This is a genomic window from Kitasatospora sp. NPDC059795 (genome assembly GCF_042732175.1).
GTDB lineage: Bacteria > Actinomycetota > Actinomycetes > Streptomycetales > Streptomycetaceae > Kitasatospora.
This window is the reverse complement of record NZ_JBHWID010000016.1, coordinates 164,152-190,598: the sequence shown is the minus strand read 5'-3', so window position 1 is coordinate 190,598 and position 26,447 is coordinate 164,152. Positions and strand designations below refer to the sequence as shown.

Annotated in this window: 27 protein-coding genes, 1 tRNA gene and 2 pseudogenes; 10 read left to right on the top strand and 20 right to left on the bottom strand. The window is 71.7% G+C overall.

From position 1 onward, the window contains the following. Positions 1-100: 100 nt before the first annotated feature. Positions 101-256: a hypothetical protein gene (locus ACFV4P_RS28955; protein ID WP_380476068.1), complete on the bottom strand. Its 156-nt coding sequence runs from the start codon at positions 254-256 to the stop codon at positions 101-103. Positions 257-739: 483 nt separating this feature from the next. Between ACFV4P_RS28955 and ACFV4P_RS28950 the strand changes: the two genes are divergently transcribed. Continuing rightward, complete coding sequence (locus ACFV4P_RS28950) at positions 740-1,105, top strand: HIT domain-containing protein (protein ID WP_380476066.1); 366 nt, start codon at positions 740-742, stop codon at positions 1,103-1,105. 23 nt (positions 1,106-1,128) lie between these two features. On the opposite strand, the gene ACFV4P_RS28945 is transcribed toward ACFV4P_RS28950, so the two are convergent. From ACFV4P_RS28945 to ACFV4P_RS28895, 11 genes are all read right to left on the bottom strand, one after another. Continuing rightward, entirely contained in the window at positions 1,129-2,223 is a 1,095-nt protein-coding gene (locus tag ACFV4P_RS28945) for a glycosyltransferase (protein ID WP_380476064.1), read from the bottom strand. Positions 2,224-2,413: 190 nt separating this feature from the next. After that, positions 2,414-2,485 (bottom strand) — tRNA-Thr (locus ACFV4P_RS28940). Positions 2,486-2,624: 139 nt separating this feature from the next. After that, positions 2,625-4,295, bottom strand: a complete 1,671-nt coding sequence (locus ACFV4P_RS28935) for a proline--tRNA ligase (RefSeq protein ID WP_380476061.1) — start codon at positions 4,293-4,295, stop codon at positions 2,625-2,627. After that, complete coding sequence (locus tag ACFV4P_RS28930) at positions 4,292-5,404, bottom strand: glycosyltransferase family 4 protein (RefSeq protein WP_380476059.1); 1,113 nt, start codon at positions 5,402-5,404, stop codon at positions 4,292-4,294. Before ACFV4P_RS28930 ends, ACFV4P_RS28935 begins: the two co-directional genes overlap by 4 nt. After that, positions 5,401-6,144 (bottom strand): WbqC family protein, encoded by a 744-nt coding sequence (locus ACFV4P_RS28925; protein ID WP_380476057.1) that lies wholly within the window; start codon positions 6,142-6,144, stop codon positions 5,401-5,403. The genes ACFV4P_RS28930 and ACFV4P_RS28925 overlap by 4 nt, the downstream gene beginning before the upstream one ends. After that, complete coding sequence (locus tag ACFV4P_RS28920) at positions 6,144-6,845, bottom strand: PIG-L deacetylase family protein (protein WP_380476054.1); 702 nt, start codon at positions 6,843-6,845, stop codon at positions 6,144-6,146. The genes ACFV4P_RS28925 and ACFV4P_RS28920 overlap by 1 nt, the downstream gene beginning before the upstream one ends. Then, on the bottom strand, positions 6,829-7,389 hold the full coding sequence (locus tag ACFV4P_RS28915) for a dCTP deaminase (protein WP_380476052.1): 561 nt from the start codon (positions 7,387-7,389) through the stop codon (positions 6,829-6,831). The genes ACFV4P_RS28920 and ACFV4P_RS28915 overlap by 17 nt, the downstream gene beginning before the upstream one ends. Next, positions 7,386-7,943, bottom strand: coding sequence for a deoxycytidine deaminase (locus ACFV4P_RS28910; RefSeq protein WP_380476049.1), 558 nt, complete (start codon positions 7,941-7,943; stop codon positions 7,386-7,388). Before ACFV4P_RS28910 ends, ACFV4P_RS28915 begins: the two co-directional genes overlap by 4 nt. Beyond that, on the bottom strand, positions 7,940-8,746 hold the full coding sequence (locus tag ACFV4P_RS28905) for a TauD/TfdA family dioxygenase (RefSeq protein ID WP_380476047.1): 807 nt from the start codon (positions 8,744-8,746) through the stop codon (positions 7,940-7,942). Before ACFV4P_RS28905 ends, ACFV4P_RS28910 begins: the two co-directional genes overlap by 4 nt. Then, on the bottom strand, positions 8,743-9,948 hold the full coding sequence (locus ACFV4P_RS28900) for a metallophosphoesterase (protein WP_380476044.1): 1,206 nt from the start codon (positions 9,946-9,948) through the stop codon (positions 8,743-8,745). The genes ACFV4P_RS28905 and ACFV4P_RS28900 overlap by 4 nt, the downstream gene beginning before the upstream one ends. Before the next feature lie 2 nt (positions 9,949-9,950). Next, entirely contained in the window at positions 9,951-10,559 is a 609-nt protein-coding gene (locus ACFV4P_RS28895) for an rRNA adenine N-6-methyltransferase family protein (protein ID WP_380476042.1), read from the bottom strand. A gap of 246 nt (positions 10,560-10,805) precedes the next feature. Here ACFV4P_RS28895 and ACFV4P_RS28890 point away from each other — a divergent pair, with 246 nt between their 5' ends. Then, positions 10,806-12,239: a hypothetical protein gene (locus ACFV4P_RS28890; protein ID WP_380476082.1), complete on the top strand. Its 1,434-nt coding sequence runs from the start codon at positions 10,806-10,808 to the stop codon at positions 12,237-12,239. Further along, complete coding sequence (locus ACFV4P_RS28885) at positions 12,236-12,733, top strand: GNAT family N-acetyltransferase (RefSeq protein ID WP_380476039.1); 498 nt, start codon at positions 12,236-12,238, stop codon at positions 12,731-12,733. Before ACFV4P_RS28890 ends, ACFV4P_RS28885 begins: the two co-directional genes overlap by 4 nt. Before the next feature lie 356 nt (positions 12,734-13,089). Here ACFV4P_RS28885 and ACFV4P_RS28880 read toward each other — a convergent pair whose 3' ends face one another. The 3 genes and pseudogenes from ACFV4P_RS28880 to ACFV4P_RS28870 all read right to left on the bottom strand — a co-directional run. Continuing rightward, positions 13,090-13,218 carry a hypothetical protein gene (locus ACFV4P_RS28880; RefSeq protein WP_380476036.1) on the bottom strand — a complete coding sequence of 43 codons (129 nt, stop codon included), beginning with the start codon at positions 13,216-13,218 and terminating at the stop codon, positions 13,090-13,092. 47 nt (positions 13,219-13,265) lie between these two features. Beyond that, complete coding sequence (locus ACFV4P_RS28875; protein ID WP_380476034.1) at positions 13,266-14,111, bottom strand: IclR family transcriptional regulator C-terminal domain-containing protein; 846 nt, start codon at positions 14,109-14,111, stop codon at positions 13,266-13,268. A 107-nt stretch (positions 14,112-14,218) separates the two neighbouring features. Beyond that, positions 14,219-14,368, bottom strand: a pseudogene (locus ACFV4P_RS28870) (zinc-binding dehydrogenase); the annotation flags it as partial. An 11-nt stretch (positions 14,369-14,379) separates the two neighbouring features. Here ACFV4P_RS28870 and ACFV4P_RS28865 point away from each other — a divergent pair. After that, the gene (locus ACFV4P_RS28865; protein WP_380476032.1) at positions 14,380-14,469 is read left to right on the top strand and encodes a BBE domain-containing protein; all 90 of its coding nucleotides are present in this window, start codon (positions 14,380-14,382) and stop codon (positions 14,467-14,469) included. A gap of 230 nt (positions 14,470-14,699) precedes the next feature. Here ACFV4P_RS28865 and rox read toward each other — a convergent pair whose 3' ends face one another. Beyond that, entirely contained in the window at positions 14,700-16,130 is a 1,431-nt protein-coding gene (rox, locus tag ACFV4P_RS28860; RefSeq protein WP_380476030.1) for a rifampin monooxygenase, read from the bottom strand. Between the two features lie 408 nt (positions 16,131-16,538). On the opposite strand from rox, the gene ACFV4P_RS28855 reads away from it, so the two are divergent. Together ACFV4P_RS28855 and ACFV4P_RS28850 are read left to right on the top strand one after the other, a co-directional pair. Continuing rightward, positions 16,539-17,090 carry a hypothetical protein gene (locus ACFV4P_RS28855; RefSeq protein ID WP_380476028.1) on the top strand — a complete coding sequence of 184 codons (552 nt, stop codon included), beginning with the start codon at positions 16,539-16,541 and terminating at the stop codon, positions 17,088-17,090. A gap of 244 nt (positions 17,091-17,334) precedes the next feature. Beyond that, entirely contained in the window at positions 17,335-18,819 is a 1,485-nt protein-coding gene (locus ACFV4P_RS28850) for a SulP family inorganic anion transporter (RefSeq protein WP_380476025.1), read from the top strand. A 96-nt stretch (positions 18,820-18,915) separates the two neighbouring features. Here the strand turns inward: ACFV4P_RS28850 and ACFV4P_RS28845 are convergent, their stop codons facing one another. The 3 genes from ACFV4P_RS28845 to ACFV4P_RS28835 are packed head-to-tail and all read right to left on the bottom strand — an operon-like array spanning position 18,916 to position 21,307. Next, positions 18,916-19,950, bottom strand: a complete 1,035-nt coding sequence (locus ACFV4P_RS28845) for a hypothetical protein (RefSeq protein WP_380476023.1) — start codon at positions 19,948-19,950, stop codon at positions 18,916-18,918. Further along, positions 19,947-20,882 (bottom strand): ABC transporter ATP-binding protein, encoded by a 936-nt coding sequence (locus tag ACFV4P_RS28840; RefSeq protein ID WP_380476021.1) that lies wholly within the window; start codon positions 20,880-20,882, stop codon positions 19,947-19,949. Before ACFV4P_RS28840 ends, ACFV4P_RS28845 begins: the two co-directional genes overlap by 4 nt. After that, a complete protein-coding gene (locus ACFV4P_RS28835) occupies positions 20,879-21,307 on the bottom strand; it encodes a GntR family transcriptional regulator (protein WP_380476019.1) in 429 nt (142 codons plus the stop codon). Before ACFV4P_RS28835 ends, ACFV4P_RS28840 begins: the two co-directional genes overlap by 4 nt. 316 nt (positions 21,308-21,623) lie before the next feature. Here ACFV4P_RS28835 and ACFV4P_RS28830 point away from each other — a divergent pair, with 316 nt between their 5' ends. The 3 genes and pseudogenes from ACFV4P_RS28830 to ACFV4P_RS28820 all read left to right on the top strand — a co-directional run. Then, positions 21,624-22,562 (top strand): GDSL-type esterase/lipase family protein, encoded by a 939-nt coding sequence (locus tag ACFV4P_RS28830; protein WP_380476017.1) that lies wholly within the window; start codon positions 21,624-21,626, stop codon positions 22,560-22,562. Between the two features lie 276 nt (positions 22,563-22,838). Next, positions 22,839-23,924, top strand: coding sequence for a hypothetical protein (locus tag ACFV4P_RS28825; protein ID WP_380476014.1), 1,086 nt, complete (start codon positions 22,839-22,841; stop codon positions 23,922-23,924). Positions 23,925-24,200: 276 nt separating this feature from the next. Then, positions 24,201-24,665: pseudogene (locus ACFV4P_RS28820) on the top strand (HD family hydrolase); the annotation flags it as partial. 4 nt (positions 24,666-24,669) lie between these two features. Here ACFV4P_RS28820 and ACFV4P_RS28815 read toward each other — a convergent pair. Beyond that, a complete protein-coding gene (locus ACFV4P_RS28815) occupies positions 24,670-25,638 on the bottom strand; it encodes a hypothetical protein (RefSeq protein WP_380476012.1) in 969 nt (322 codons plus the stop codon). Between the two features lie 321 nt (positions 25,639-25,959). Here ACFV4P_RS28815 and ACFV4P_RS28810 point away from each other — a divergent pair, with 321 nt between their 5' ends. Beyond that, positions 25,960-26,400: a phage tail protein gene (locus ACFV4P_RS28810; RefSeq protein ID WP_380476081.1), complete on the top strand. Its 441-nt coding sequence runs from the start codon at positions 25,960-25,962 to the stop codon at positions 26,398-26,400. Positions 26,401-26,447 lie beyond the last annotated feature (47 nt).

The window sequence follows — 26,447 nt, the reverse complement described above, 5'->3', positions numbered from 1 at the left end:
GCGACGGCCTGCTGGTCGCCACCAACTTCGGCACCCGCCCCGCCCGCGCGCCCCGGGCCGGGGGCCCCCCCGGCGGGCGGGCCCCCCCCGGCCGATCGGTTCACTCGCTCTCGTGCAGATTGCCGTCTCCGCCGGGCCACGGGTCGTCGCCGCCCGAGCCGGCGTTGTCGGATCGGAGGCTGTCGTACCGGTCGTGCACGGCACCCAGTTCTTCTGCCACGAGCAGCAGCCCGTCGTTGGTCGGATCGACCGCCATCTCTCGCTCCTTCTGCTGCCTCCGGGCTGTTGCCGGAGGCGATCGGGAAGCGGAGCCTCGCCCGCGTCAAGGCATGGGCGTACCTGAGCTGAACGCGGGACGGGCCCCGCGCTGGTCGCTCATCATCACCCAGGTGTCACCGGCCGTCATATTTCTCCGCGAAGATGACGGCCGGCCGAAGACTCCTCCGCGCTGTCAGCTGCGGTTCTCCGGGGCAAACGCCAACCGGTTGGCGCCCGTGCCGGAGTGCACTGCGACCTCACCCTGTCCTCATCGAACTCGGTGGTGAAAGCGGCAACCTCCCAGCGTTCGCGTGCACAGGCCGGCGAACTCTTCGGATTGTCCTGGTAGTCAGTGAAGGTGATGGGCCGTCAGCTCGTGGCGGTATTCTGAGCGCCGGCTGGTCAACTTCAACGACCTGCGGTAATGGTCGGCACCCCGCTGTCCGAGCCGTCGCCGCAGGGCCATAGGGGCAGGTGCATTGTGACGCGTACGACCGCGCCAGCGGCGGTTTCGGACTTCTACTGCAATGAGGCCCTGAACGGCCGTACGCCGGTGAAGGTGGTGGAGGAGACCGACACGGTACTCGCGTTCGAACACACCAAGCCCTCGTACCCGGTGCACATCGTGGTCGTCCCCAAGCGACACATCCCGTCGCTGGTGGAGCTCGGCGACGGGACCGATGAGGACCTCGCTGACGTTGTGCGGGTGGTCCGGAAGGTTGCGGCGAAGGTGCGCGAGGAGTACGGGGCGGCGTGCGTCGTGACGAACGAGGGCGCGTACCAGGAGTCGAAGCACATGCACTGGCATGTGCTGTTCCGCGGCGATCTCCCGGAAGGCCTGGCCTGACGGCCTGGGGACCTGGGGACAGTTCAGCGGGCGTGCCGGCCGCGTGGGCGGGCAAGGGCGACCGTCCTGTCGGCGATGTCTCGCGCGGCATCGCGAACGGCGTCAGGGCTGGGAAGGCGGCGGGTGCCGCCCAGTGCGGGCAGCAGCTGTTCGCACGCCCGCAGGAGGGGCTTCCCGTCGGCCATCTCCTCGTCGGCGACGACGATGCAGGTGGCACGTTGCGCATAGGCCTTCGCGTTGTCGAGCTGGTCGCCGCGGCTGACGGACGCCGGCAGCGGGACCAGGACGGCGGGCTTGGACAGTGCCTCCAGCTCGGCGAGCGTGGTGGCGCCGGCCCGGCCGATGACGAGGTCGGCGAGCCAGAGGGCATCGACCATGTCGTCGTGCAGGTACTCCAGCTGCCAGTACCCGGGCGTCGAGGGCAGGGCGGGGTCGAGATTTCCTCGGCCGCAGATGTGGATGACGGAGAAGTGCCTTTTCAGGTCGCCGAGTTGACGGCGTACCGCTTCGTTGACGCGCCGGGAGCCGCTGCTCCCGCAGAAGACGAGCAGGACCGGTGGACCGGTGGGGATGCCGAGGTGGGCGCGGAGGTTCTCGGGTCGGCCGTCGGCGAGGTCGTCGCGAAGGGGCAGGCCGGTGACGATCGCCTTGCGCTTGAGCCACTGGGGCAAGCCGGGGGTGACTTCGGCGAGGAAGACCGTGGTGGCGAAGCGGGCGAGGATGCGGTTCGCGAGGCCGAGGGTGTGGTCGGACTCGTGGATGGCGAGAGGGATGCGGTTGAGCCACGAGGCGATTCCCACCGGCACCGACACGTAGCTGCCCTTGGAGAAGACGACGTCGGGCCGCTCGCGTCGCATCGCCCGCCAGGCGGCGAACACCCCGCGGGCGACGGTGAGCGGCATGGTGACGTTGCTCCAGGAGCGGAAGCGCTGGAGCCCCGCCGACGGGACGGCCGCGACCCGGATTCCGGCGTTCGCCGCGAGGTCTGCCTCGATGCTGCCTGCGCGCCCGAAATAAACAAGGTCGCATTCTGCGCGCCGTAGTTCTGCCGCAACTGCCAGGGCAGGAACGACATGGCCGGCGCTCGCGCCTCCGGTGATTCCGATCTTCTTTTTCACGCCGTGAAGCGTAGCAGAATCAAAGGAATTTCCACCCGGAGAGCGAGAATTCCATGCACGCTTCCCGGTTCGACTCCCAGGCCGATCGAAAGGGAAGCGGGCGGTGAGTCAAGCCAATCCGACCCCTGCCGTGCCAGGGCCCTGATCGGCGCACACTGCTGGCGCGGTGTGCGCGAGGCGGGCGCATCGGTCGGGCCGGCTGGACTCGAACCAGCTCCTCGGCAACACTTATGCCGCGCTCTTTCCATTGAGCTCCGGCCCGCAGTGGAGAAAAATCTAACGCATTCCCGAGCGGCCCGTCAATGCTGGATTTTCGGGCTTGCGGAAATAGAATTTGAGCATGGCGATTCCGGCATCGAGTATTTCTCGTTCGATGCCAGAATCTCCGTGGTTTCGTCAGATCAGACGTTGCCCCTTCGTAGGGTTTGGAGGTTGTCTGCCGAGATGGGGCTGTGGCGGCGGGTCCAGCGGTCCACGACCTCCAGCTCGCTGTCGGTGTGCCGGGGGGAGAGCACGAGGGCTGTGGGCACGCCGAGCGCCTGGGCGTAGCGGAACTTCTCTCCGGCCGGGAGGGGGCGGTCGTCGATGATCAGGCGAAGTCCAAGGCGATGAAGCTGCTGGACGGTGCGGTCGGCACGCTGCTGCTGCTCGGTCAGGTCGGAGCGCAGAACGACGAGGTGGATGTCGGCGGGGCCGGTGCCGGGCTTCCATCGCAGGCCTTCGGCGTCGCGGTGGACACCTGCCAGGGTCTGGATGCAGCGGGTGAGGCCGATGCCGGAGCAGCCCATGAGCGGGGTGCGCGGGGTGCCGTCCTCGCTGGTGAAGGCCAGGCCCATTTTGCTGGAGTACTGGGTCCCGAGTTCGAAGACATGGGCGACTTCGACGGCGTCGGTCACGCGGTAGTGACCGTGGTGGCAGCGTCCGCAGTGGAGGCCGTCGGCAGCGGTGTGGACGTCGGCGGGGTAGACGGGAAGCGGAGGCAGGCCCGCGGCGCCGGTCCACGAAGCGCCGTTGTGCAGTCCGTCGGGCCCGTCGGCGATGGTGAAGCGGTCGAGGGCGCTGACAGAGCGGTCGTGGACGACGTCGATCCCGCTGCAGTCCCAGGGAGTGAGGGTGCCGGCGGTCTTCCCGAGCAAGCCGGGCAGTTCCTCGGGGTCGAGGAGTTCGACGTGCTGGTCGGGTCCGAGGGCGGCGGTGAGTTTGCGGACGCTGACGGTGAGGTCGGAGCGGATGCAGACCGCGGTGGGCGTGGTGGTGCCGTCCGGGCCGGTGACGGCGAAGACGATCACGTTGACGACGGGTTCGGCGCGGGCGGCGGTGTTGGGGAACGCGGCACTGAGGATCGCGCCATCGCCCCGGTGACCGCAGTGGTCGCAGGCGAGGATGGTGCTCTGCCCGAAGTCGGCGAGGACGAGGTGCTCGGTGGTCGGGCCGGCGGAGATGGCCCCGCCGTCGGCGGAGGCATGGAAGACGCCGTGGAGGCCGATGCCGGTGAGCGCGTCGGTGCAGGCCCGGTTGAGCAGTCTGATCGACTCCAGCATGCCCGTGCGGTCCGTGTCGAAGGTGTAGGCGTCGGCCATCGTGAACTCGCGTCCGCGCATGAGGCCACCGCGGGGCGAGACCTCGTCGCGGAACTTCGTGGTGTTGAGGGCCAGGCGGACCGGCAGGTCGCGGTGCGAGCGCAGGTGGGGCCGGACGGTGGCGACGGCCATCTCCTCGGAGGTCGGTGCGAGGCACATGTCGGTGCCGCCGACACGGGTGGTGATCAGCGCGCCCTCGTCGGTGTAGGTCTTCCAGCGGCCGGACTGCTCCCACAGGGCTCGGCTCTGGAGGGTGGGCAGGGCGACGGTGTTGAAGCCGCGCTGCTCGAATGCGGCGCGGGTGATCCGGTCGAGCTGGTCGCGCACGCGCAGACCGAGCGGGAACAGGGTGTGCACGCCTGCGGCGTCGGTGCGGCCGACGAGGCCGAGGTGTTCCAGCAGTTCCCACGTCGGGGCGGTGGGGTCGGCGGCGCGGGGGCGGGTCGCGGGGAACAGGCGGGACGTGTGGATCGGCGCCGGGGCGGAGTTCATGTGGCGGCTCCGATCGCGTCGCGGGTGACGTTGGTGAGCCGGTGGGCGCTGTGCGCGATGTCGTAGCAGGAGGCGTTGGCCAGGCCCGCGATGCTGAGGTCGGTGCGCAGCGCGTGGTCGGAGGCGAGCTTGTCGACCGCCTGGGCGAACTGGGCGGCGTCGCCGGGGCTGTAGGGCAGGCCGGCGGCGCCGAGGGTTTGGGTCATGCCGGCGACGTCGGAGTAGATGACGGGCAGTCCGTGGGCCTGGGCCTCGACGGCGACCAGGCCGAACGCTTCCAGGCCGGAGGTGGTGAACACGAAGGCGTCGAAGTCCGCGAAGCGTTCCCACAACGTGTGGCGGGGCTGGAACGGCGCGAAGCGGATGCGGTCGCTCAGCCCGAGTTCCCGGGTGCGGTGCTGGAGGGCGTCCTGCTCGGGGCCGCTGCCGATGACGGTGAGTTCGTGGCGGTGGTCGGTGAGCGCGAGTCCCTCGATCGCGGTGCTCGTGGACTTGTTGGCGTCCAAGCGGCCGGCGTGAAGCAGGCGGAGCGTGTGGGTGTGAGTGGGGCGCAGGGGCCGGGCGACGCGGGCGAGCGGAATGCCCCAGGGCACGAGGGCCATTTTGTCGCGGTAGTGGTGATCGGTCAGTTCGCCGATGCGGTCCGCGAGGGCGGTGTTCGGGGCGACGACGGTGGTCGCGCCCGCGACGATCTCGGTGAGGACGTCGCGGGCGAGCGGGTTGGTGGCGGCGGCGATGACGTCGGTGCCGTGGGCGATGGCGACGACCGGGATGTCCTGGGCGGTGCGAACGAGCGCGAGGGAGAGGCCGAAGCCGAGGTGCTGGGCGTGGATGGCGTCCGGTCGGGCCTTGTCCAGGTGGCGGTGGACATCGATGGCCAGGCCGTCGACGTAGGCGTGGAAGCCGGGTCCGTAGGGGGCCTTGGCGGTGGTGGCGAGCACGGTCTCCTCGAAGCCGTGCTGCCAGCCGGGGTTGGCGGGCGGGAGAGCGAGGAAGGTGGTGCGGGCACGGTCGGCCATTGCCCCGTACAGGTCGGAGCAGAAGAGCATGGAGCCGCAGGAGGGCTCGAGCGGCAGGTCGATGCCGGTGGTGATCCGCATCCTGGTCATGCGGGCAGTCCTTCCTGGGGGAGGGCGTCGAGGTAGGTGGTGAGGTGGGTACGCAGCAGGGCGGAGGTTCCGGCCCAGCCGATCGCGCAGGCGGTGTCGAGGACAGACAGGTTCGGTGTGAACCCCCGCTGTGGCCAGGCCTGTTGGTAGGTCGGGTGGCGGCTGAGGTACTCGTTCCAGGTGACGCTGATGCCTACGGCGGCGAGGTCGGCGGGCGCGAGGTAGCCGCGGGTACCGGAGCCCGCCCACAGCTCGCTTGCACCGGCCGCTCGGCAGATTTGGACGATCCGGCCGGCGCGGCCGGTCGCCGGCTCGATCGGGAGCTGCGAGGTGAGGACGAGGTGGGCGGGTGCGCCGAGGGCGGTGGCGATGTCGGTGGCCAGGTCGAGGTTGAGGTCGAGCAGCCAGCGGTGTCCGGCGGCGAGCGGCGGGGTGAGTACCGGCAGCACTTCGTCGAGGTGCTGACTGCGGCCGTAGGCCAGCCGCATTCGCCGGATCATGCTCTGCGGGTCGAAGGCGTCGGCGATCCGCACGTCCTTGATCAGCTGGCCGTGACTCTTCACCACCGGAACGGTGAGCCACTGGACGCCGTGGGGGGTCTTGATCCGGTTGCGGTTCTGGTAGCCGCCGTCCTCGAACTGCACGTCGTCGTACAACGCGACGGTTCGGCACGCGAACAGGGCTTCGCAGAAGCCGAGCCACGGTGCGAACGGTGGCTGTTCGATGTAGAGCCGGTGCATCAGCGGTCCTCATCGTCGGTGTCGAGCAGGGTGGTCAGGGATGTCTCGAACGCCTCGAAGCGGCGGCCGTCGGCCGCCCGGGTCGGGGCCAGGGTCCAACCGGCGTTCGCGGCTCGGTGGAGGGTGTAGTCCTCGCCGAGGTACCAGCGGCCGGCCTGGCTCTGGTGTGCGGCGAGCGCCATGACCTTGTCGGCGAGCAGGTCGGTGATGTCCACCAGGACGGTGGGGCGGAAGTCGCCGCGGGGGGCGTGGGGTTGGCCGTGCAGGATCGTGCCGCAGGTTCCGGTCCGGGTCGCGGCGTTGACGGCGGCCTGGGCGACGGCTCGGTGGTCCTGGTGGTCGGTGCCGGAGTGCAGGCTGTGGGTGAGCAGGACGGTGCAGCCCACGCGGGCCAGTTCCGCCTCGACGCGCGAGATCAGGTCCCGGTCGGCGACCAGGGCGCCGTCGGCGAAGCCGAGGAACACCAGGTCGATTCCGCTGCCGTCGTAGGACGCCGCGGATTCGGCGGGTCGCTGTCGGCTGGTGAGGCTCGTTCCGCGGCGCTGGTCGGCGAGGGAGATGCCGTTGATCCCGGTGGTGGTGACGACCACGGTGACGGATGCTCCCCGCTGCCGGTAGCGGCGCAGGGTGCCGTAGAACATCAGCTCGGCGTCGTCGGGGTGCGCCACCACCGCGACGACGCGTTCACGCGGCGGTGCCACGGGCGTCCTCCTTCCGGAAGTCGCGCCACAGCTGCGACGGCTCGGGCAGGGTGGAGCCCTGGTACTTGCCGCGGTACAGCTGGATCCGGCCGGTGGGCAGCCAGAAGGTGACCTGGCCGATGCGCTGGCCGGGGTAGACCCGGACAGGCTGTACGGCGTGGAGTTGCAGGGTCCAGCGGTTGATGGAGCCGAGATCGATGAGATCGGCGGTGCAGTGCACGAACAGGCCGGTCCGGGCGGTGGAGGAGCGGGCCCGGATGATCGGCACGAAGTGCTCGCTGCCCATCGTCTCGGCAGTGGAGGCGAGGTAGATCCGGCCGGGGCGAAGGACCATCCCCTCCTCGGGGATGGTGGAGCGAGTGAACGGGTTGGGCCTGCGGCAGTCGAGGGTGCGGCCTCCCCACCACCGCCGCCGGTACCAGCCGATGTCCGAACTGAGGTGGAAGTCGTAGGAGTTGGGGCTCAGGAAGGACGGGTCGAACGGGCTGATGCTGATCCGTCCGGCCTCGACCTCCTCCGCGATCCGGGGGCCGGTGAGGATCACGCGGCGTACACCTCCGGGGAGGGGCCGACGGCAGTGCCGCCGGCCAGGGCGTGGGGAGCGAACGGTGACGGGTCGCTCAAGGTGCCGTAGTAGCCGGAGTACGGCATCCGCTCGCCGACGGGGTCCCAGAACGACACCTGGCCGATGACCATGCCCGGGTATACCTTGAGCGGCTGGGTGACGACGATCTCCAACGTCCACTGGTGGACCGCGCCGAGCTGGGCGAGGTCGGCGGCGATCTGGGTGAACAGCCCGAGGCGGCCGACGGACGAGCGTCCGATCAGGCTGGTGACGAAGCGGTCGGAGCCGATGCGCTCGACGGTCGAGCCGAGGTAGGTCCGGCCCGGCCTGAGCCGGTAGCCACGCTCCGGGATCGTGATCGTGCGGGTCGGCGGGCTGGTGCGCGGGTCCACGGGCGTCCGGGTGAACACCTTGAGGGTGCCGCCGAGCCGGTAGCCGTGGCTGTTCGGGTTCGTGTGCTCCGGCAGGTACGGGTCGATGGTCAGGTCGCCGGCCTTGACCGCTTGGCGGATGGCGGGGCCGGTGAGGATCACCGCGCGCCGCCCTGCACGTAGGCCTGTCGCAGTCGCCGCCGCAGGTCGGGCGCGATCGCGTCCTGGCCGCCGCCGAGCGGCATCCGGCCGTGGGCCCAGCGAAGTTGGTCGAACACCAGCAGCTGTCCGGGGCGGAGCCGGAGCTCGATTCGGTGGCGCAGCGCCGCATCGACCAGGGCGCCGAACGCGGACGCGGTCTCCTGACGGGCGGCCGCGGTGCCGGCCACGAGCTGCCCGCGCAGGAGGTGCGGGTGCATCTTGGTGGTGAACCGGATCGGCAGGCCCGGCTCCAGCTGCTCGGGCAGGACAGCGAAGCGCTCCAGCGGCCCGCCGACGCCGTGCACCCCCTGGTCGGTCCAGTAGGAGAAGACGGGCTGCTGGAGCAGCGATCGGTCGGCGTCCCCGAGTTCGGCGGCGGCGGCCCATAGGTCGGCCAGGGCCGAGGCACCGCCGCCCGCCGGGTCGTCGCGCTCGCAGTACAGCGCGATGTAGCGCGGGATCAGGTCGCGGTCGACGAGATCGACGTGCAGCCGGTTCTCCCCGGTGCCGTGGGTGCGGCCCGGGTCCACCTCGGTACGGACCTCCAGAGCGCTCCAACAGCCGTCGGCCGGGTAGACCGCCGGCACGGGGCCCAGTGCGGACAGCAGGCCGAGCGCCAACTCCTGGTTGAGGCGGTGGTCGGCGGGGTCGAACGCGATCAGAGCCCGCCCGTGGCCGACGCCGGTGATGTGTTCGGCGAAGGCCCGCGGCGCGGTGGGGCCATCGAGGAACATGGGTGCGGGCAGCAGCTGAGGAGTGGTCATGATCCCTCCTTGACGTGTTCGGTGAGCAGTCCGCGCAGGGTGCGCGGCGGCTCGATCGGGCTGGCGGCCAGACCGAGGCGGTCGGCCAGGTAGGCGGTAGTGGCGACGGTGCCGCGGCAGCCGGGTGCCGAAGCCGCTACAACGGGGCTCTCGCCCAGGGCCTCGGCCAGGTGGGCGATCTCCCCAGGGGTGTGGAGGCCGGCCAGAACGACCAACGCGGCGTCGAAGGGTGCGGCGGCGACGAGCGCCTGCCGATCGACGCGGGGCGGAAGACCGGCGCGCAGGGTGGCGAGGTTGAGGACGAAGGCGTCGGTGTTCGTTGCGTGTCGGCCCAGCTCGGCGACCAGCTCGGCGAGGCGGCGCCGGTCTCCGACCGGGACGGTGCTGCAGCCGACCGTTGCGCTGCCCCACGCCCGGAACGCACCGACGGCTTCCCGGACGAAGCCCGGCATCGCGCCGGTCGGTACCTCACAGCCGCCGGTGTACTCGAGGCTGAACGACGGCTCGCCTGGGCCGAGTTCGATCCGCAGCAGGCCCGCGCCGCACTCGGGTGGCTTGACGACGTACCGTGGCGGGAGCGCCCAGTGGCAGGTCGGGCCGTGGCAGTGGCCGGCCACCACGATCTCCAGCGGGCCGCCGGCGAGTTGGAGCGCCACGTCGGTCTCGAATCCGCTGTGGCTCAGCCCGATCACCACCTCGGCGCCCAGCGCCAGTAGCCGGTCCCGCTCGGCGGCCAGCAGGGCAACTGTCGGCTCCTGGAACACGAACCCGGCGCGCTCGGCGATCGGCACCGCCCCGAACGCCTGCGTCCCGAGCACCCCCACGATTCCGATGCGTCGCCCGGCCGCTTCCAGGAGCAACCCTCGTTCCCACCGTCCGGCGAAGGACGGCGGCGGTGTCAGGTTCGCGCACACCACCGGAGGGAATCGGTCGGGCTCGTGCAGCCGCATCAGGTCGGCCAAGTCGTGGTTGCCGGGTACCACGGCGTCGTAGAGGTCGGCCAGCAGCCGTTCCTCCGTGCGGCCCCGGGAGTACTCGTGGAAGGCGCTGCCGCCGAAGAAGTCGCCGACGTCCACCACCAGCGCGCCTTGCTCGCGCAGTGCCCCAACTGCGGCCAGCATCCCCGCGCCGTCGGGCACCGAGGAGTGGAAGCAGCCCGTCGCCACCACCGTCACGGTGTTCTTGCCGCGTTCGCCGTCCACGCTCAGCACCTCGTGATCGACACGACGCGCAGCGGCACGGTCGCCTCGGGCCAGAAGTCGTGGCGCGAGATCCCGTCGACCTCCTCCACCCGCAGGCCGGCACCGAACCAGGCCCCAGCCGCGGTGTGGTCGGCCGTGACGGTGGGCACCACCGCCAGGCCGCGGGCGACCTTGGAGGTGGAAGCGAATACGTGGGCGGCGATTCCGAAGGCCAGCGTCCATTCGAACGGGAGGATCGACAGGAACACCGTGCCGACGGGCAACTCGTCGTCGAGGTTGACCTCGCGGACGTCGGCCATGATCGGCCGGGCCCGATCGCGGTACGGCCCGAGCGACGTGCACAGCACCTCGGCCATCCGGGGGTCCTTCTCGATCGCCCAGATCCGGTGTCCGGCCTGCGCCACCGTGGCGGACAGGGTCCCCAGACCCGCGCCGACCTCCAGCACCGCGTCGCCGCCGTGCAGGCCGGCCAGGGCGAGCAACTGGGTCGCTACCTCCGGGGAGCGCAGGAAGTGCTGGCCGAAGTCGACCCTGGTCTGAAAGCCACGGGCTCTCAGGTCCGCGACGACCGAACTCTCCACGGCGAGTAACGCGGTTGCTGCGGAGTCCACCGATTCTGGGCTTCGGGTCCTGACAGAGTGGGCCATCGAGGTTCCCCTTCCTCAAGAAGTGAGCCGGAGCGTCCTCGAGGAGGTCCGCTCCGCCGTCGGCTGTGCCGAGCGGACACCCAACGACACACCCTTCGTCAGCCTGTGGGCAGAGGCGGACGCTGCGAGCGTCGTGAACTCCGCGTGGTCAGCGTGAAAAGCCGCGAATTCGTGCACACTTGAGGCCATTCGACGTACCGTCACTGCGTGATGACGCTCGGAGACTCCCAGTCAGGGGCCGAGGTGATACCCCCCGACAGCCGCCCCGGAGCAGCTCTGGCGCGAGCCCTCAAAGACGCGGATTGGTCGCCGCGAGAGCTGGTCCGGACCGTCAATGGGCGACTCACGGGCATCGGCGAACAACGACTCGACCTGACCGTTGCCCATGCCTGGATCCGCGGCTCGGTGCCCCGCTCGGAGCTGGTCCGCCGCCTTACCGCCGCCGTACTGTCCGATCGGACCGGCCGGACCATCAGCCCGGCCATGCTCTGGGGCACTCCCGAACCGGCTGCCCGAGGTGGGCAGCGCACCGTCACCGACGACTTGGTCGGCCGGCGCTCGCTGGCAGCTGTCCTGGCCACCGCCACTGCCTGGAACGCCAGCGATCCCGCGTCCCAGGCGACGCTCCGCTCGGCAGATGACCTGCTCGGCGCGGTGTGGGACGCCAACCGGCAGCAACCGCACAGTTCGGGCCGCGAGACCGGTGCCGATCACGTGCTGCCGCCACTGATGGCCGTTCTGGAATCCCACCTCGCCGAACTGCGCCGCCTCGACGACGCGACCGGAGGCGGTGCCATCTCCCAGCGATACGTTCGCACCGCGCTCGACGGCGTACTGTCGCTGCTGCAGAGCAGTCGCTACACCCCGGACATCGGAACCCGACTCCTGCGCAACGCCAGCGGCCTTGCGCAGCTCGCCGGATGGATGGCCTTCGACGCGGACCTGTCGAGCTCAGGCCAGCGCTACCAGCTCCTCGCCATCCGTCTCGCCCGCGCCAGCTCCGATCACGACACCGCCGCCAATGTGCTCGGGATGCTGGCGTACCAGCACGCGGCGGCGGGAAGCCCCGCGGCGGCGATCCGCTTCGCCGAAGCCGCCGTCGACACGTCGGCGAAGAGCCTGCCCACCGTTCGAGCCCGCGCCTTGGGGCGGCTTGCCACCGCCCATGCCGCCGCCGGCGACATCGACGCCTTCCGCGCAGCCACCGATCGCTGCCTCACTCTTCTCGAACACCGCCGCGACGACGATCCCCCGGCGCTCTACTACTTCACCGCCGACCAGGTCGCTGCCGAAACCGGACACGGCCTCGTGGAACTGGCCGCTGCCAACCCAGGTCGAAGCCGGCGCCTCCTGACCGAGGCCCACAGCCTCCTGGTTCCCCTGACCGCCCACGGCCCCACCACCGGCTACACGCGGTCCGCACTCCTGCACGGTGTTCACCTCGCCCGTGCCCACCTTCTCGCCCACGACCCGGAGGCCACCCTCGCCACGCTCGGCGACCTCACCGCCTATGTGCCCGCAGTCCAGTCCGTCCGCTGCCGAAATCTGCTGGCGGTGTTGCGTCGGCACGCCGGGACCCGCATCAAGTCGCCGACCGGCGCTGATGCATTGAATCGGGTCGACCGGGCACTATCGGGCCTATGACGCCGACTGGCCTTGTCCGCCCCGTTGCCACCACTCTCTCCGCCGTCCCGTACGACCACCCGGAGGCCCGCCGTCTGGCCTCCGCTCTGTACGCCGAGCAACTCGCCACCTACGGCTTCGCCGACGACCCCCACACCGCCGAGCCGAGTCACTTCGTGCCGCCGAACGGCCTCTTCCTCGTGGCCCGTGTCGATGGGCACGAGGCAGCAGTTGGATGTGGGGGCTGGCACCTGACCACTTCCGACACCGTCGAGATCAAACGCATGTACGTCGACCCGACAGCCCGCGGTCTCGCCATCGGCAGTCGGATTCTGCGGGCGCTGGAACACAAGGCAGTGGAACACGGCGCCACACGAGCGATCTTGGAAACCGGGAGCCGGAACCTTGCCGCGCTGGCGCTCTACGAACACCTCGGCTATCGGCCGATCCCCTCGTATGTTCCTGGCCGTGAGCCGACGGTGAACCGTGCGATGGCGAAGCGGCTCACGGTGTAGGCGCTGCATCGAGCCGTCAGGCTGACGTGTGCTACGAGCCGGTGCGATCAAGGCGGCTCGGGCGACAATGCTCGCCACCACGATGCCTCCGCGCGCTCGCGGCCAGGCCCGGTACGGTCCTGCTCCACGAGCACTACAAGCTCGACTGCTACCACGAGTGGTCCGACCGGCTGCCCGCTATCGAACAGCACGCCGTCCTGACCAGGTCTCACACCCAAATGCCGGGAAGAATCACTTACTTGGCTCCGAATTGAGTCGAGCGGGCACCATCGGCGATTGGCTGACCGGTAGGCGCGGGTGACGCCGTCGGCGGAGAGCCCTGCCGCAGTGGCAGCAGGGCCGGTGTCCTCGGCGGCTCAGCCGCCGGCGAGCTTGTCGATCCAACTGGCCGCGGTCGCGGCAAGGAAGAACCAGAGCACGATCCCGCCGAGAACGGCCGCGTACACCAGTGCCCTGAGCGCGGTCCCGTCATGGCTGCCACGCATTCCTGTTTCCTCCAGCTGCCGATGCTCCGCCCCGTCAGGCCGATCGACTACGCCACTGGTGACATAGGTGCCGGCGTGAGTTCGGAGATCTCCTCTGCTGCCTTGCGGGTGTGGTAGATCATCGGGGGCAGGTCCGTCGGCATCTCCTTGGAGGGCCTGAGGAGGAGCACCGAACCCATGATCGCGTCCTGCCAGAAGACAGGGGCCGACACGGAGTCCCAGCCGACCATGCACTCCTGGCGTCCGATCGCGAACCCGAGTCGGCGGATCTCGACGAGTGAGGCGGCGAGGTCGTCGTTGCACCGGATCACTCCGGGACCGGCGGTCGGTGGTACCTCCTCGGCCAGGACGAGGTCCCGAATCCGCTGCGGGAGGTAGGCGAGGATGACCCGCCCGGAGGCTCCCGTGCGCAGGGAACGAGAGACGGAGACGACGTCCTCAGCCGTCATACCGACTTCGGAGGGGTCGGCGTCGCCTGCCGCGTAGTCGGTGCACAGGCGCTTCGCCCCGCCGAAGGGAGACAGCACGTAGAGCAGGGCGAGACCGCCGGTGGCTTCGTGGAGTGCGACCAGTGTGCTGTGGGTGGACGCGGCGCCGGGTGCGTCGGCCATGGCGTGGAGTCCGGCGCGGGCCGTCCCGGTGCCCAGACGGTACCTGCCCCGGCCGACCTGCTCGAACACGCCATCGCCCACGCCGGTCTGCAGGATGTGGTGGGTGGTGCCGTCGTCCAGGCCGGCGGCTTCGGCGATACCCCGCAGGGAGTGCACGCTGCTGGTGCCGGGCAGGCGGGTGAATGCCTGCTGGACGGCGAAGGCCCGAGCGGCGAGCGAAGCCGGTGCCTTGGCAGTCGGCTTGTCGCGGTGCCGGAGCACGGTGTCGATGGTGCTGTTCATTTCGTGTAACCGCCGAGTGATTTCGTCACGTGGCGCGCGGCGACGCGATCCGATGGGTCGCGTGCCCGCTCCGCGCGGATGGCAGGGAAGGAAAGGGGAAGGCGGGTTCAGAGGCTCAGGTCGAGGACGACCTTGCCAGTGGTGAGGCGAGCAGCGAGGTCGTGGTGGGCCGGGCGGGCCTGTCCGAGCCGGTAGACCGGCCCGTGGACCGGCTTGAGCCAGCCGGCCGCGACAGCGTCGAACAGCGCGGTCATCGAGTCGTTGAGGTGTGTGCGCGAGAGGTAGAGGGGTCAAGGCCCACTGGGACCCGCGCGACGTGTTCCGCCACGCCCTCGCGATCGAACTGCCGGGCCAGTGAGGCAGTACGCGAAGCGGCGGGGGCTCCTCATGCGACGTCCGCCCTGGCCTGCCCCGCAGCCTGTGCGTCGCCGGGGACCGCGACCGCCGGTCACCCCGCTCAGCGCCCAATGGCTTGGGCAGATGTGGGGGCGGGCCGGTTCCCGTGGCGCTGAAGCAGCTACGGGTCGTTGATCATCTTGCCTGGGGACCGGACCTGCCGCTCGAACTCGGCGAGACCGCCCGACGGCGTCAGGGATGGTGCGGGGCGCCGAACCAGCGGGTCAGGGAGTCGGTCAGGTCGTCCTGGTCGTCGCCGAGCCAGGCGACGTGACCGTCCGGGCGCAGCAGGACCGCCGGGGCCGTCAACTCCGGGCAGGGGTCGGCGATGTGGTCGACGCGGTCGGACCAGGGGGCGGCGGAGAGGCGGCCCGTGCGGTCGAGCAGCAGGCCGCGGGCGGTGTGCAGGCGGTCGTAGAGGCGGCCGTCGGCGAGGGCGATGTCCCGCTGGTGGCGGCCGAGTTCCTCCGGGCCGGGGCCGAAGTCGTAGCGGATGTCCAACGCCGTGATGAGGCCGGTGATGTGGCGGTTCACCTCGGGGAAGTCCATCAAACGGCTGAACAGTTCGCGCAGCGCCGTGGGGCCCGGGGCGGCGCCGAGCAGGGCGATCTGCGTCCGGGCGTTGGCCAGCACGGACGCGCCCACCGGGTGGCGCTCCGCGTGGTAGCTGTCCAACAGGCCCGCCGGCGCCCAGCCGTCGACCTCCGCGGCGAGCTTCCACCCCAGGTTGAACGCGTCCTGCACACCCAGGTTGAGGCCCTGGCCGCCCGTCGGCGGATGGATGTGCGCTGCGTCGCCCGCCAGCAGCACCCGGCCCACCCGGTACCGCTCGGCCTGCCGCGTCGCGTCGCCGAACCGGGACAGCCAACGCGGCGAGTGCACACCGAAGTCGGTGCCCGCGACCGCGCGCAACTGCCGCCGGAAGTCGTCCAGCGTCGGCGCCGCAGCCCGGTCCTCCGCGATGCCGTCGGCCGGCACCACCACCCGGTACTGGCCGTCGCCCTCCGGCTGAAGGCCGAACCGCAGCTCGGTGCGCCGCACCCGTGCCACCACCTCGGCGACCCTCTCCGGGTCCTCCGTCGCCGACATCTGCCCCAACAAGGTCTCCACCGTCGCGGCCTCGCCCGGGAACGCCACACCCGCCAGCCGGCGCACCGTGCTGCGGCCGCCGTCGCAGCCCACCAGCCAGCGCGCCCGCAGCCGCGAGCCGTCCGCCGCCTCGACCTCCACACCCTCCTCGTCCTGCGCCAGACCCACCACCTCGCAGCCGCGCCGCAGCTCCGCGCCCAACTCTGCGGCGCGCTCCGCCAACAGCCGCTCCGTCACCGGCTGCGGCATCGCCAGACCGTACGGATGGGCGGTGTCCATGCCCTCCGGCCAGTCCTTCAGCACACCGCCGAACAGCCCACCGACCCGGAACTCCCGGCTCACCGCCCGGCAACGCTCCAACAGGCCGCGCTGAGCCATCACCTCCACGCTGCGCGCATGCAGACCCTGCCCACGCGACTCCCCGGTCGGAGCCGTCAACCGCTCAAGGACCACCACCTCCACCCCGTGCAGCCGCAGCTCGCACGCCAACATCAACCCGGTCGGCCCGCCGCCGACCACCACGACGTCGATCATCAACCCTCCGAAAACGCCCAGCAAGTGATTTTCCGTCAGAACCGTCGCGTTCCACGCAACTCGCGCGCCATCGCCCGCGATCGGACATTGTGTGCCACCACCCGGGCCTTGCCACAAGTCCCCCGCCGCGCTATAGCTTGAGAGTGGCAGGAGCGGCCCGACCGCCCTGCCGTCGCTGTTCCCGGGCCCTGGCGACGGGCCGGATCCGACGGTTCCGGCGGGGCGGCGCACTGTCCCGAGTGCGGCGTGTGCGCGGCGTGTGCGCGGCCGGGAACCGGACAAACCGGTGGCCGAGACCCCGGCGAAGCGCCCACAGCGCCACACCCACCGTGACCGCCCAGCTACGATGACGGCACATCAAGTCCGATGGCGGGGAGCCGAGTTCGGACGCAAGCCGGGGAGGGCGGGATGCGCAGAGCCGTGCTGCCGAACTGGCTGCAGCGCACCGAACCCGCCACGCCCGCCGCGCCCGCCAGGCCCGCCGGGCTCGTCAAGGGCACTCAATGCGCCGAGCGTGCCGAGCGCGCCAAGCACGCCGGGCGAGCCCAACGTGCCGAGCGTGCCACGTCGGCCCGGCCGGTCGCGGCCCTGGTCGGTGTGCTGGTCATGGCGCTGGCCGCGGTCCTGCTCACCGGGCTGACGGCCGACCGGCTCCAGGGCGACCCGGCGGCCGCCGTCGCGCCCGCCGGCCGGAGCAGTACGAGCAGCGCGAGCGGCGCCGCGGAGGAGGAACCGGAGCGCGTCGAACGCGGATCCACCGCCCCCGCGCCCGCCCGCCGCGCCGCCCGCACCCCCCGGGCGACGGCGCGGCCGGTGCTCCGCGCGGACGCCTGCCCGGCCCCGCGCACCCCGCCCGATACCGCCGGCCGACCCGCTCCGGCCGGCCCCGCCGCACAACGGCCCGCCACACAGCGGACCGCCGCGCAACGGACCGCCGCACTCCAGGTGTTCCGCTGCTGAGTCGGCGCCACCACGCCCGGCCCTGACACCTCGTCACCGAGTCCGTCGCCCCGTGCGGCGCCCCACCGTGCCGCCATGGTGCCGCCATCGTGCTGCCACTGTGCCGCCACCGCCCGGCGCCGACCCGCCATGCCCGCATGCCCGCATGCCCGCACCCGGCCGTCGCCCACCGGCGCGTCCGGCGGACGGCGTGCGTGCCCGCGCCACCGGAAGTCCCCGTCACTGCTACACCCGAGGACCCGCCATGCCCTGGAACTCCGCCCGGGTGCGCGCCGTGCTGCGCACCGACCTGCCCGCCTCGATCACCGTCTTCCTCGTCGCCGTCCCGCTCTGCGTCGGCGTCTCCGTCGCCTCCGGCGCACCCGCCGAACTCGGCCTCGTCACCGGCATCATCGGCGGCCTGGTGGCCGGCGCGCTGCCCGGCAGCAGCCTGCAGGTCAGCGGGCCCGCCGCCGGACTGACCGTCCTCGTCCACGCCGCCGTCACCGCCTACGGACTGCCCGCCCTCGGCGTGGTGGTGCTGACCGCCGGGCTGGTGCAGGTGCTGCTCGCCCTGCTGCGCCTGGGACGCTGGTTCCGGGCGGTCTCCGCCGCCGTGGTGGAGGGCATGCTCACCGGCATCGGCATCGTGCTGATCGCCTCGCAGGGCTACGTGCTGCTCGACCGCAAGGCCGGCGGGGAAGCGCTTTCCAACCTCGCCGGGCTGCCCGCCGCCGCCGTCCGGGCCGTCGACACGGAGGCCGGTGCGGCGTCCCTCGTCCTCGGCGCGGGCGTGATCGCGGTGCTGGTGCTGTGGAAGCACGTGCCGCGCCGCCTCGCGCTGCTGCCCGGGCCGCTGGTCGCCGTGGTGCTCGCCGCGGCCGCCGTCCGGCTGCTGGACCTGCCGGTGCAGACCGTCCGGGTGGACGGCCTGCTCGACACCCTCCAGCCGCCCGGCGCCGAGCAGTTCGCGCTGCTGCTGCGCCCCGAGGTGTGGGGCACGGTGCTGGCGTTCGCGCTGATCGCCTCCGCCGAGAGCCTGTTCAGCGCGTCCGCCGTCGACCACATGCACGCGGGGCCGCGCACCGCCTACAACCGGGAGCTGCTCGCCCAGGGCGTCGGCAACACCGTCGCCGGGGCGCTCGGCGCGCTGCCGATGACCGCGGTGATCGTGCGCAGCGCCGCCAATGTCCAGGCGGGCGCCCGGACGAAGGCGGCGCGGATCCTGCACGGCGTGTGGCTGCTGCTGTTCGCGCTTGTGCTGCCGGGCCTGCTGCACCTGGTGCCGCTGGCCGCGCTCGCCGGGCTGCTGGTGCACGCCGGCGGCAAGCTGGTCGCGCCCCGGGCCCGGTGGCGGCTGTGGCGCGCCGACCGGTCCGAGGCGCTGGTGCTGCTCGCCACCGCGGTCGGCATCGTCACCACCAACCTGCTGGAGGGCGTGGTGATCGGCCTGGTCGCCGCGCTCGCCAAGACCGCGTGGGACGTCACCCACATCCGGCTGCACGTCGAACACTCCCCGGACGGCACCGTGGTGCGGGTGCACGGGAACGCCACCTTCGTCAAACTCCCCACCCTGGTCGACCGGTTGGAGGACGTCACGCCGACCGGCCCGGTCGAGCTCGACCTGTCCGCCCTCACCCACCTGGACGCCGCCTGCCGCCAGGCCCTCACCTCCTGGGCCGACCAGCACCGCCGACGCGGCGTCCCGGTGACCGTCACGCCCGAGGCCGAACTGATCAGGTCCGGCTGAGCCGAACTCCTCCGCCCGGCACCGCCGTTCGCATTCGGTCGGCGGCGGTGCCGGGCGGCGAGGTGCGCGGGCGGCCGGTGCTCAGGTGGCCGGTGCTCAGGCGGCCGTTCGGGTGACCCGCCGGTAGACCAGCAGGACCAGGGCGGCCGAGACAGCCAGCAGCAGGCCGCCCTCGATCAACTGCATCGGGACGAAGTGCGACAGCGGGTGCCAGGAGCCCCAGGCGAGGCCGGAGTTCGAGCACTCCTCGCCGTGGCGGTAGCAGTCGTTCGGGGACAGCCACGTCCCGTCGGCCAGCACCGGGCCGCGGCCCACCAGCCAGGCATTGCGCACGGCCTCGATCGGGACCGTGAACTGGGCGTGGCCCTGGCCGACCGCGGACGTCCCCGTGACCGGCGGGAGGAAGTGCACCCGGGCGAGCGGCATCAGCACCTGGGCCCCCAGCACGAGGACGCCGGTCACCAGCACCGATGCCACGGTGCGGCGCAGCAGCTGACCGACCGCCACGCCGAGGGCCAGCGCGAACAGCGACCAGGCGAGCGGCGCGAGGCCGATCGTCGCGTAGGTGAAGCCCGGGAACACCTCGTCCTGGCCGAAGGAGAGACGGTGCATGTCGTACCAGAGCCAGGAGTTCATCGCCGCGAACAGGCCGACGGAGAGGGTCACCAGGAGCGCGGGCACGGTCAGCCGGGCGGTCAGCCAGCGCACCGGCGACACCGACTGCGCGCGGATCATCCGCAGGGTGCCGCGCTCGTACTCCTGCGACAGCAGCGGCGCGCCCAGGAACATGCCCACCACGGCAGGCAGCAGGAAGAACGGCCGGTGCGTCAGGTTGCTGTAGGCGTCCATCAGGTCACCGCGGGGACCGACCAGGTTCTGGCAGATCGGCACGTTCCAGCTGCTGGGGGAGGCACAGGGGCCGGTGGTCCGGTAGATCACGTCCTGGAACTGCCAGTGCAGGACGAACAGCCCGAGGCACACCGCCAGCATGGCCCCGCCGAACGTCCATACGGCGAGCCGGTTCTGCCGCCAGGCCAGCCAGGCGAGGCCGCGCAGGCGGGAGCGGCGGGCCGGGGCCGGGGCGGCCGGCGTGGCGGCGGCGGTCGCGGGCAGGTGGGCGGTGGTGCTCATGCGGCGACCTCGCTGGTGGTCGGACGGCGGTCGGCGGAAGCGCTGTCCGGGCCGGCTCCGGCGGGATTGCGCAGGTAGGCGAGCAGGAGTTCCTCCAGGCGCGGACGGTTCGCGTCCCACTCCTGCGCCAGGGTCTCGGGCTCCGCGGTGCGGACCAGCCCGGTGGCCTGGCGGCCGGTGACCCGCCACTCGATCACGCTCCCGGCGGGCCGCCCGGCGTCGGCCAGACCGGTCACCAGGCAGTGTCCGTCGAGGAGTTCGTCCAGTTCGCCGGCCAGTCGGACCCTTCCGGACTGCACCAGCACCACGTGGTCGACCACGTCCTCCAACTCGCCGATCAGGTGCGAGGAGATCACCACCGTGGTGCCGTGCTCGGTGGCCTGGGCGAGCAGCAGACCGGTCAGGTCGTGCCGGGCCAGCGGGTCCAGATCCGCGAACGGCTCGTCCAGCAAAAGGAGTTCGGCCCGCTTGCCGAGCGCAAGAGCGAGCGCGACCCGGCTGCGCTGGCCGCCCGAGAGCCGACCGATCCGCGCCGTCGGACTCAACTCGCCCAGTTCGACGACACGTTGGGCGATCGCCTCGTCCCAGTCCGGGTTCAGCTCGCGGCCCAGACGCAGCGTGTCGGCGACCGTGAACGTCCGGTACAGCGGCTTCTCCTGCGTCACGTGGGCGACTCGGGCCCGCAGTTCGGACGTCGCCGGAGTGCTCACCGGCGTGCCCAGCACCCGCAGTTGGCCCTCCGACGGGGTGAACAGCTGCGCCGCCAGGCCGAACAGGGTGCTCTTGCCCGCCCCGTTCGGGCCGACCACACCGCAGATCCGGCCGGTCGGCACCGCGAAGTCGCAGTGCCGGACCGCCCATTGGTCCTTGCGGTAGCTCCAGCCGAGGTCCTTCGCCTCCAGTGCGAGCGGCTCGCTCGTCGCTGCGGTCATCGCTTCCCCTTGTCCAGTGTCGTCCGCTCCGCCGGGCCCACCCCGGACTCGAAACGCTGATCCAGCACGGAGGCCACCAGCGCGGTGATGTCCTCCCGGTCGAGCCCGGCCTGCCGGGCCCCGTCCACCCAGGCCGTCAACTGCGCCCGCAGCGGCCCGTCCTCGGCCGTCTCCGGCCTCGACAGCGACCGCAGCACGAACGTCCCGAGACCGGGTCGCGGCGCGACCAGCCCCTCGCGTTCCAGCTCCCGGTACGCCTTCAGCACCGTGTTCGGATTCACGGCCGTCCGCTCGACCACCTCCCGCGCCGTCGGCAGCCGGTCCCCGGGCTGAAGAGCGCCCAACCGCAGGGCGTGCTTGGTCTGTTGAACGATCTGCTGGTACGTCGGCACACCGCTGCGCCGATCCAGGCGGTACTCGATCACGGCACCACCACCCTTTCACTAATCGAATAGTGGAATGGTGGTGGTTGGGTGGGGTGCGGTCAAGTCGCCTGGTGAGAGCGGTGATTGACGGACGGTCGGCGCGCTCGGACGGTCGGTGCGCTGGACGGTCGGCGCGCCCGGTCGACAGGTGGCGCGACTGCTCCGGGCGACCGGTCCGGACCGGGTGTTCGCCCTCGCGATCGGGTCCCGTGGCGGCGACGGACCACCGTTGCGGCGGGACGCGCGGGGCGCGCGGGACGCGCGGGAGTCGATAGGGTGGCTTGATCATTTCGAGTGAAAGGCCACGGCGCTCACGGTGACCGAGTCCCGCCCGCACGCCCTGTTCTGCTTCGGCACGCTGCTGGACCCGCGCGTCCAGACCGCGCTCTTCGGCCGCACCGTCCCGACCGAGGCGGCGACCCTGGCCGGCCACGCCACCAGGCCCCTCGCCGTCGCCGGCGACTCCGTGACCGCCGCCGGCGGCCGGGACGTCCGCCCGACCCTGGCACGCAAGCTCGGCGCCACCGTCGAGGGCGGCGTCCTGCGCCTGAGCGACCGCGAGTTGGCCGCCGCCGACGACCACGAGATCGACGACCACGTCCGGCGGCGCGTGACCCTCGCCTCCGGGGAGACCGCCTGGGCCCACCTGGACGCGCGCCCGCTGCGCGCCGCGGCACGCATCGTGATCGTCGGCGACAGCATCGCCTACGGGCGCTGCGACCCCGAGGGCGGCTGGGCCGGGCAGTTCGCGACCGCCCACATCGCCGCGGACGAGCACGCGCACCGCGTCTTCAACCTCGCTGTCCCCGGCAGCACCCTCGCCGACGTCGGCGAACAGACACCCGCACTGCTGCCGCCCCGCCACCCGGACACGATCGTCGTCGCGGCCGGCATCAACGACTCGGCCGTGCCGCTCGCCGCGTCCGACACCGGCATCGACGGACTGCGCGACATCACCGGCCCGCTCGACGCGCTGCTCGCGACCGCCCGACGCCACCACGCGCGCCTGGTCGTCCTCGGACCGCTCTGGCTCGACGAGTCCTGCACCGGCGACTTCGAAGGCCTCCGCTTCACGGCGGCCCGGGCCCTCGAACTGCGCGCCGCGCTGCGGACGTGGTGCGCGGAGCACCACGTCGACCACCTCGACCTGTGGGAGCCGCTGCGCGACCGACCCGAGCTGTTCGTCGACGGACTGCACCCCGGCACCGAAGGCCACAAGGAGCTCTACCGCTACCTGAGCGCCCACCACTGCTGAACCCGCCGGCCGCTCGCCCGCCCGAACCCGACGGCGGTGCGCGAGTGCGTGGGCACCCCGGTTCGCGCGCGTACCCGTCGCGGATCCGACGCGGCAGCAGGAAGCAACGCGGAGCACCCCCGATCGCCGACCACCCCCGAACAGCGTCGTCGGACGCATAGGCGCGCACTTGACCAACACCACAAGCTGATCCGGGAGTTGGATCGGTACCGTAAGCCCCGAACGGTTCGGCGACGACGGGGGTGGCGGGTGTACGGGCGGCGGTGGCGGCCGGCGGTGGAGCGGGTTCGGTGGGTGGTGGACCCGCTGGTCGGGGTCGGGCCGCTGCGGTTCGGGATGACCCGGGACGAGGTGCGGGAGGCGATCGGCGAGCCCGGACCGGTCGGCGCGGTCGACGAGATGCGCGCGCCCTGGTGGCAGTTCCACGACGACACCGGGGTGACCGTCCTCTACGACCTGGACTTCCGGCTGGTCGGCATCGCCGTCGACGCCGTCTCCGGCCCGCGGGTGCGGATCGGCGAAGTCGAACTGGTCGGCCTGGTCCCCTCGCAGGTCGGCGCGGACGTCCGCCGCCTCGCCGAGCGGACGGGCGTCGCGGTGCGCACCAACCCCGTCGGAGACCCGGACGTCCCCGCCTGGGGACTGTCGATGGGCGCCGCCCCGTCCTGGGAACCCGGCCCGTACGGCCACCCACGGCGCGGCGACGCCCAACTCTCCGAACCACTGCTGGTCGCACCGGAGTTGGCCGACGACCCGTACGCCGCCGAACCCGTCCGGCACTGGCGCGACCTGGTGGACCGGCCCGCCAACCCCGGCGCCTGGCCGGTCGCCGCCGAACTCGACCGCCCGCGCTGGAACTGGACACCCGGCCGGAGCATCGGCCTGCTGCGCTACGGCATGAGCCCCGAACAGGTGACCCGCGCCCTCGGCGGCGCCGAGCCGACGCTGCGCCGCGGCCGCCCGAACCTCACGCAGCGGTCGTACCGGATGTGGCCGCACCAGTCGGAGCCGCGCCCGCCGGCCCCCTGGATGCTGGAGGAGGAGCACTTCGCCGACCTCGGAGTGACCGCCGAATACCGTCACCGCGCGCCCGGGCAGCCCGTGCTGGGCACCGTCACCATTGCCGCCCGCACCGGCCCGCAACTGCACTTCGCCGGCATCCCGCTGGTCGGCCGTCCCATCACCGAGGTCGAGGCGGACCTGACCGGGCACGCCGACGAACGCGACCTCGGCCTGCTCTACGACGGCCCGGACGAGTTCGGCCCGCAGGACGCCCACCTGTACGTCCTGCCCGCCCGCGCCGGCGACCGCACGATCAGCGGCGTCCGCCTGTTCGCACCGGACTGGGAACACCGGCGCTGACCCCCGCCACGGCACACCCGGTCGGCTGCCGCCTGCCGGCCGCTGCTGTGAACGGCGGGAACGTGCGTGTTGACAGCCGAGGTCCGTAGGCGACCGGGCCCGCGATGTGGCGGAGTGGTTCGGCGGGCTCGGGGTGGTCGCCCCGCTGGGCCGAGGCGCGTTCGGTCGCAGCGGCACTGGCCGGGAAAGGAGATCCAGAACTACTCCGGGACTTCATTACCCGCTCGACCACCGACAACGACGACTTCGAAGCCGCGAACCTGAACTACTGGGCTCACTGGCTCGTGGATCGCCGGAGTCAAGGACCCCGAGACGATCGCCGAACACTCCTTCCGGACGGGCATCGTGGGCGCAGTGCTCGCGATGATGGAGGGGGCCGACCCGGCCAAGGTCGCGCTGCTGTGCCTCTTCCACGACCCCCAGGAGACCCGGGTCAGCGACATCCCCCACATCAGCCGGCGTTACCTCACCGCCGCCTCGAACGAACGCGTGACCGCCGATCAGGTCAGCGCCGCTCATCCGGCTGTCGTCGCCGGAGTGCAGGCCATCGTGGAGGAGTACGAGAACGCCGAGAGCCTGGAAGTCGTCGTCGCCCATGACGCGGACGAGTTGGAGTGCCTGATCCAGGCCGTGGAGTACCGCGAGCAGGGCTACCAGAACGTCCAGCCGTGGATCGACAGCAGCCTCGGCAGCCTCAAGACCGAGTCGGCGCGCACCCTCGCCGAGGCCGCGCTGACCATGACTGTCACTCGGTGTGGACGGGCGGCCGGTCGACCGGGCGGGTCCGGAGCCAGTACGAGCGGGTGGCGACGGTCAGGGCGACGCCGTAGCCGGCGAACGCGACCATGCCGATCCAGCCCATCAGCAGTGCGTCCTGCGAGGAGGGGGCGTCGCCCTGACGCATTGTCATGACGCCGACCGAGGCCAGGGTGCAGTAGCCGAGGCCGAGCAGTCCGTAGGGGGCGAGGGTGGCGGCGCCGATCAGGGCCGGGGTCAGCGGGAGCCAGCGGGGGACGCGGCGGCCGTGCAGGAAGAGCGTCCAGCACGGGAAGACCTGACCCCACGGGCGGACCAGGCCCCACAGGAGGAAGGTGCCGAGCGCGGCCAGCAGAACGGTGACGTCCAGGCCCCAGGATTCGAGGGTGAGCCAGATCCCCGAAGCGCCGTTGCGTTCGGACGTCGCGATCATCTCCTCGTAGCCGATCCCGGCGAAGGTGCCGCCCGACACCCAGACCAGCTTCATCGCGGCGTACGGGAGGAACGCCACGGTGCCTGCGCAGGCGGCACGTTGGACCGGGCCGGGGGCGGGAGAGGGGGGCGGTGCAGTGGCGCCCGTGGTCGGGCGACGGTCTGCTCGGGCGGTCGCCGCCAGCAGGAACGCCCCGGCGGCCGCCAGTGAACGGTTCGCGGTGGCCACCGGACTGTCCAGCCCCTGACCGACCATCAGTGTGATCACGTCCATCAGCAGACTGAACGCCGCGATCCCGGTCAGCCCGCACAGCACCCAGAGCAGCACGCGCAGCGTCGGCCGCAGCCCGTGGCGCACCACCACCCCGCAGACCAGCGCCGCCACTGCGCCCACCGCCACGACGAACCAGTCGAGCGCGGCGGCTCCGCGAATGTCGCCGTCGTGGAACAACGGCGTCCCGTGCAGCGCGCAGGCGAGACCGAAGGCGCCGTAGACCGCCGCCCACAGCGCTGCCGCCCGACCCACCCAGCGCGGCCAGCCCTGCCACCACGTACGCCAACGGGTCCTCGATGTCCGTCCATCACCAGCCATACTCCGAATGTCGCAGCGGTCGCCAGGTGCGGCGTCGACCGCCCGGATGATCCACCTCCCCCTGTGGGGTGATTGACCGCCAGAGGCTGAGTGGCTCTGTTCACCGGCTGCGGATTCAGTTCCTCGTGAGAGCCGTGCGGCGTGGAATTGTCCGGCCGATCATGTGACCTCCGCGTGGCTGTGGCGTTAGCCACATTGCGGGCCGGAGGAACAGATCGCCGGCCCATCTGTCGCGAGCCGTGGGAGGCGTACATGGTGTTGACCGGTGACTCGTTCAGCAGCAGCACTTTTGCCATCGAGTTGGGCAAGTTCCAGGTGGAGACCGTTCAGTCCGTATCGGGGCTGCAACTGGAGCAGGACGTCGTAGAGGTCCGGCAGGTCTCGCCGACCGGCGAGCTGCTCGTGCGCAAGCAGCCGGGCGCGCGCAAGAGCGGGGAGGTCACGATCACCCGTGGCATGGACAAGAGCACCGCGTTCACCGACTGGATCAAGGCCACGCTGGTCAATGCCGACCTCGACGCCGCGCGCCAGAACATCACGATCGCGATGAAGGATGCGAACAAGCAGACAGTCCGCCGCATTCACCTCAGCAACGCCTGGGCATCCCGCTGGGAGGGGCCGTCGCTGGGAGCCTCCGAGTCCGCGCCGGCGACGGAGACGGTGACGATCACCTACGAAGACGTCACCGTCGAGTAGCGGATCTCGCCCGAAGATCGGCGCGGTGACGGTGTCCGGGGTTAGGG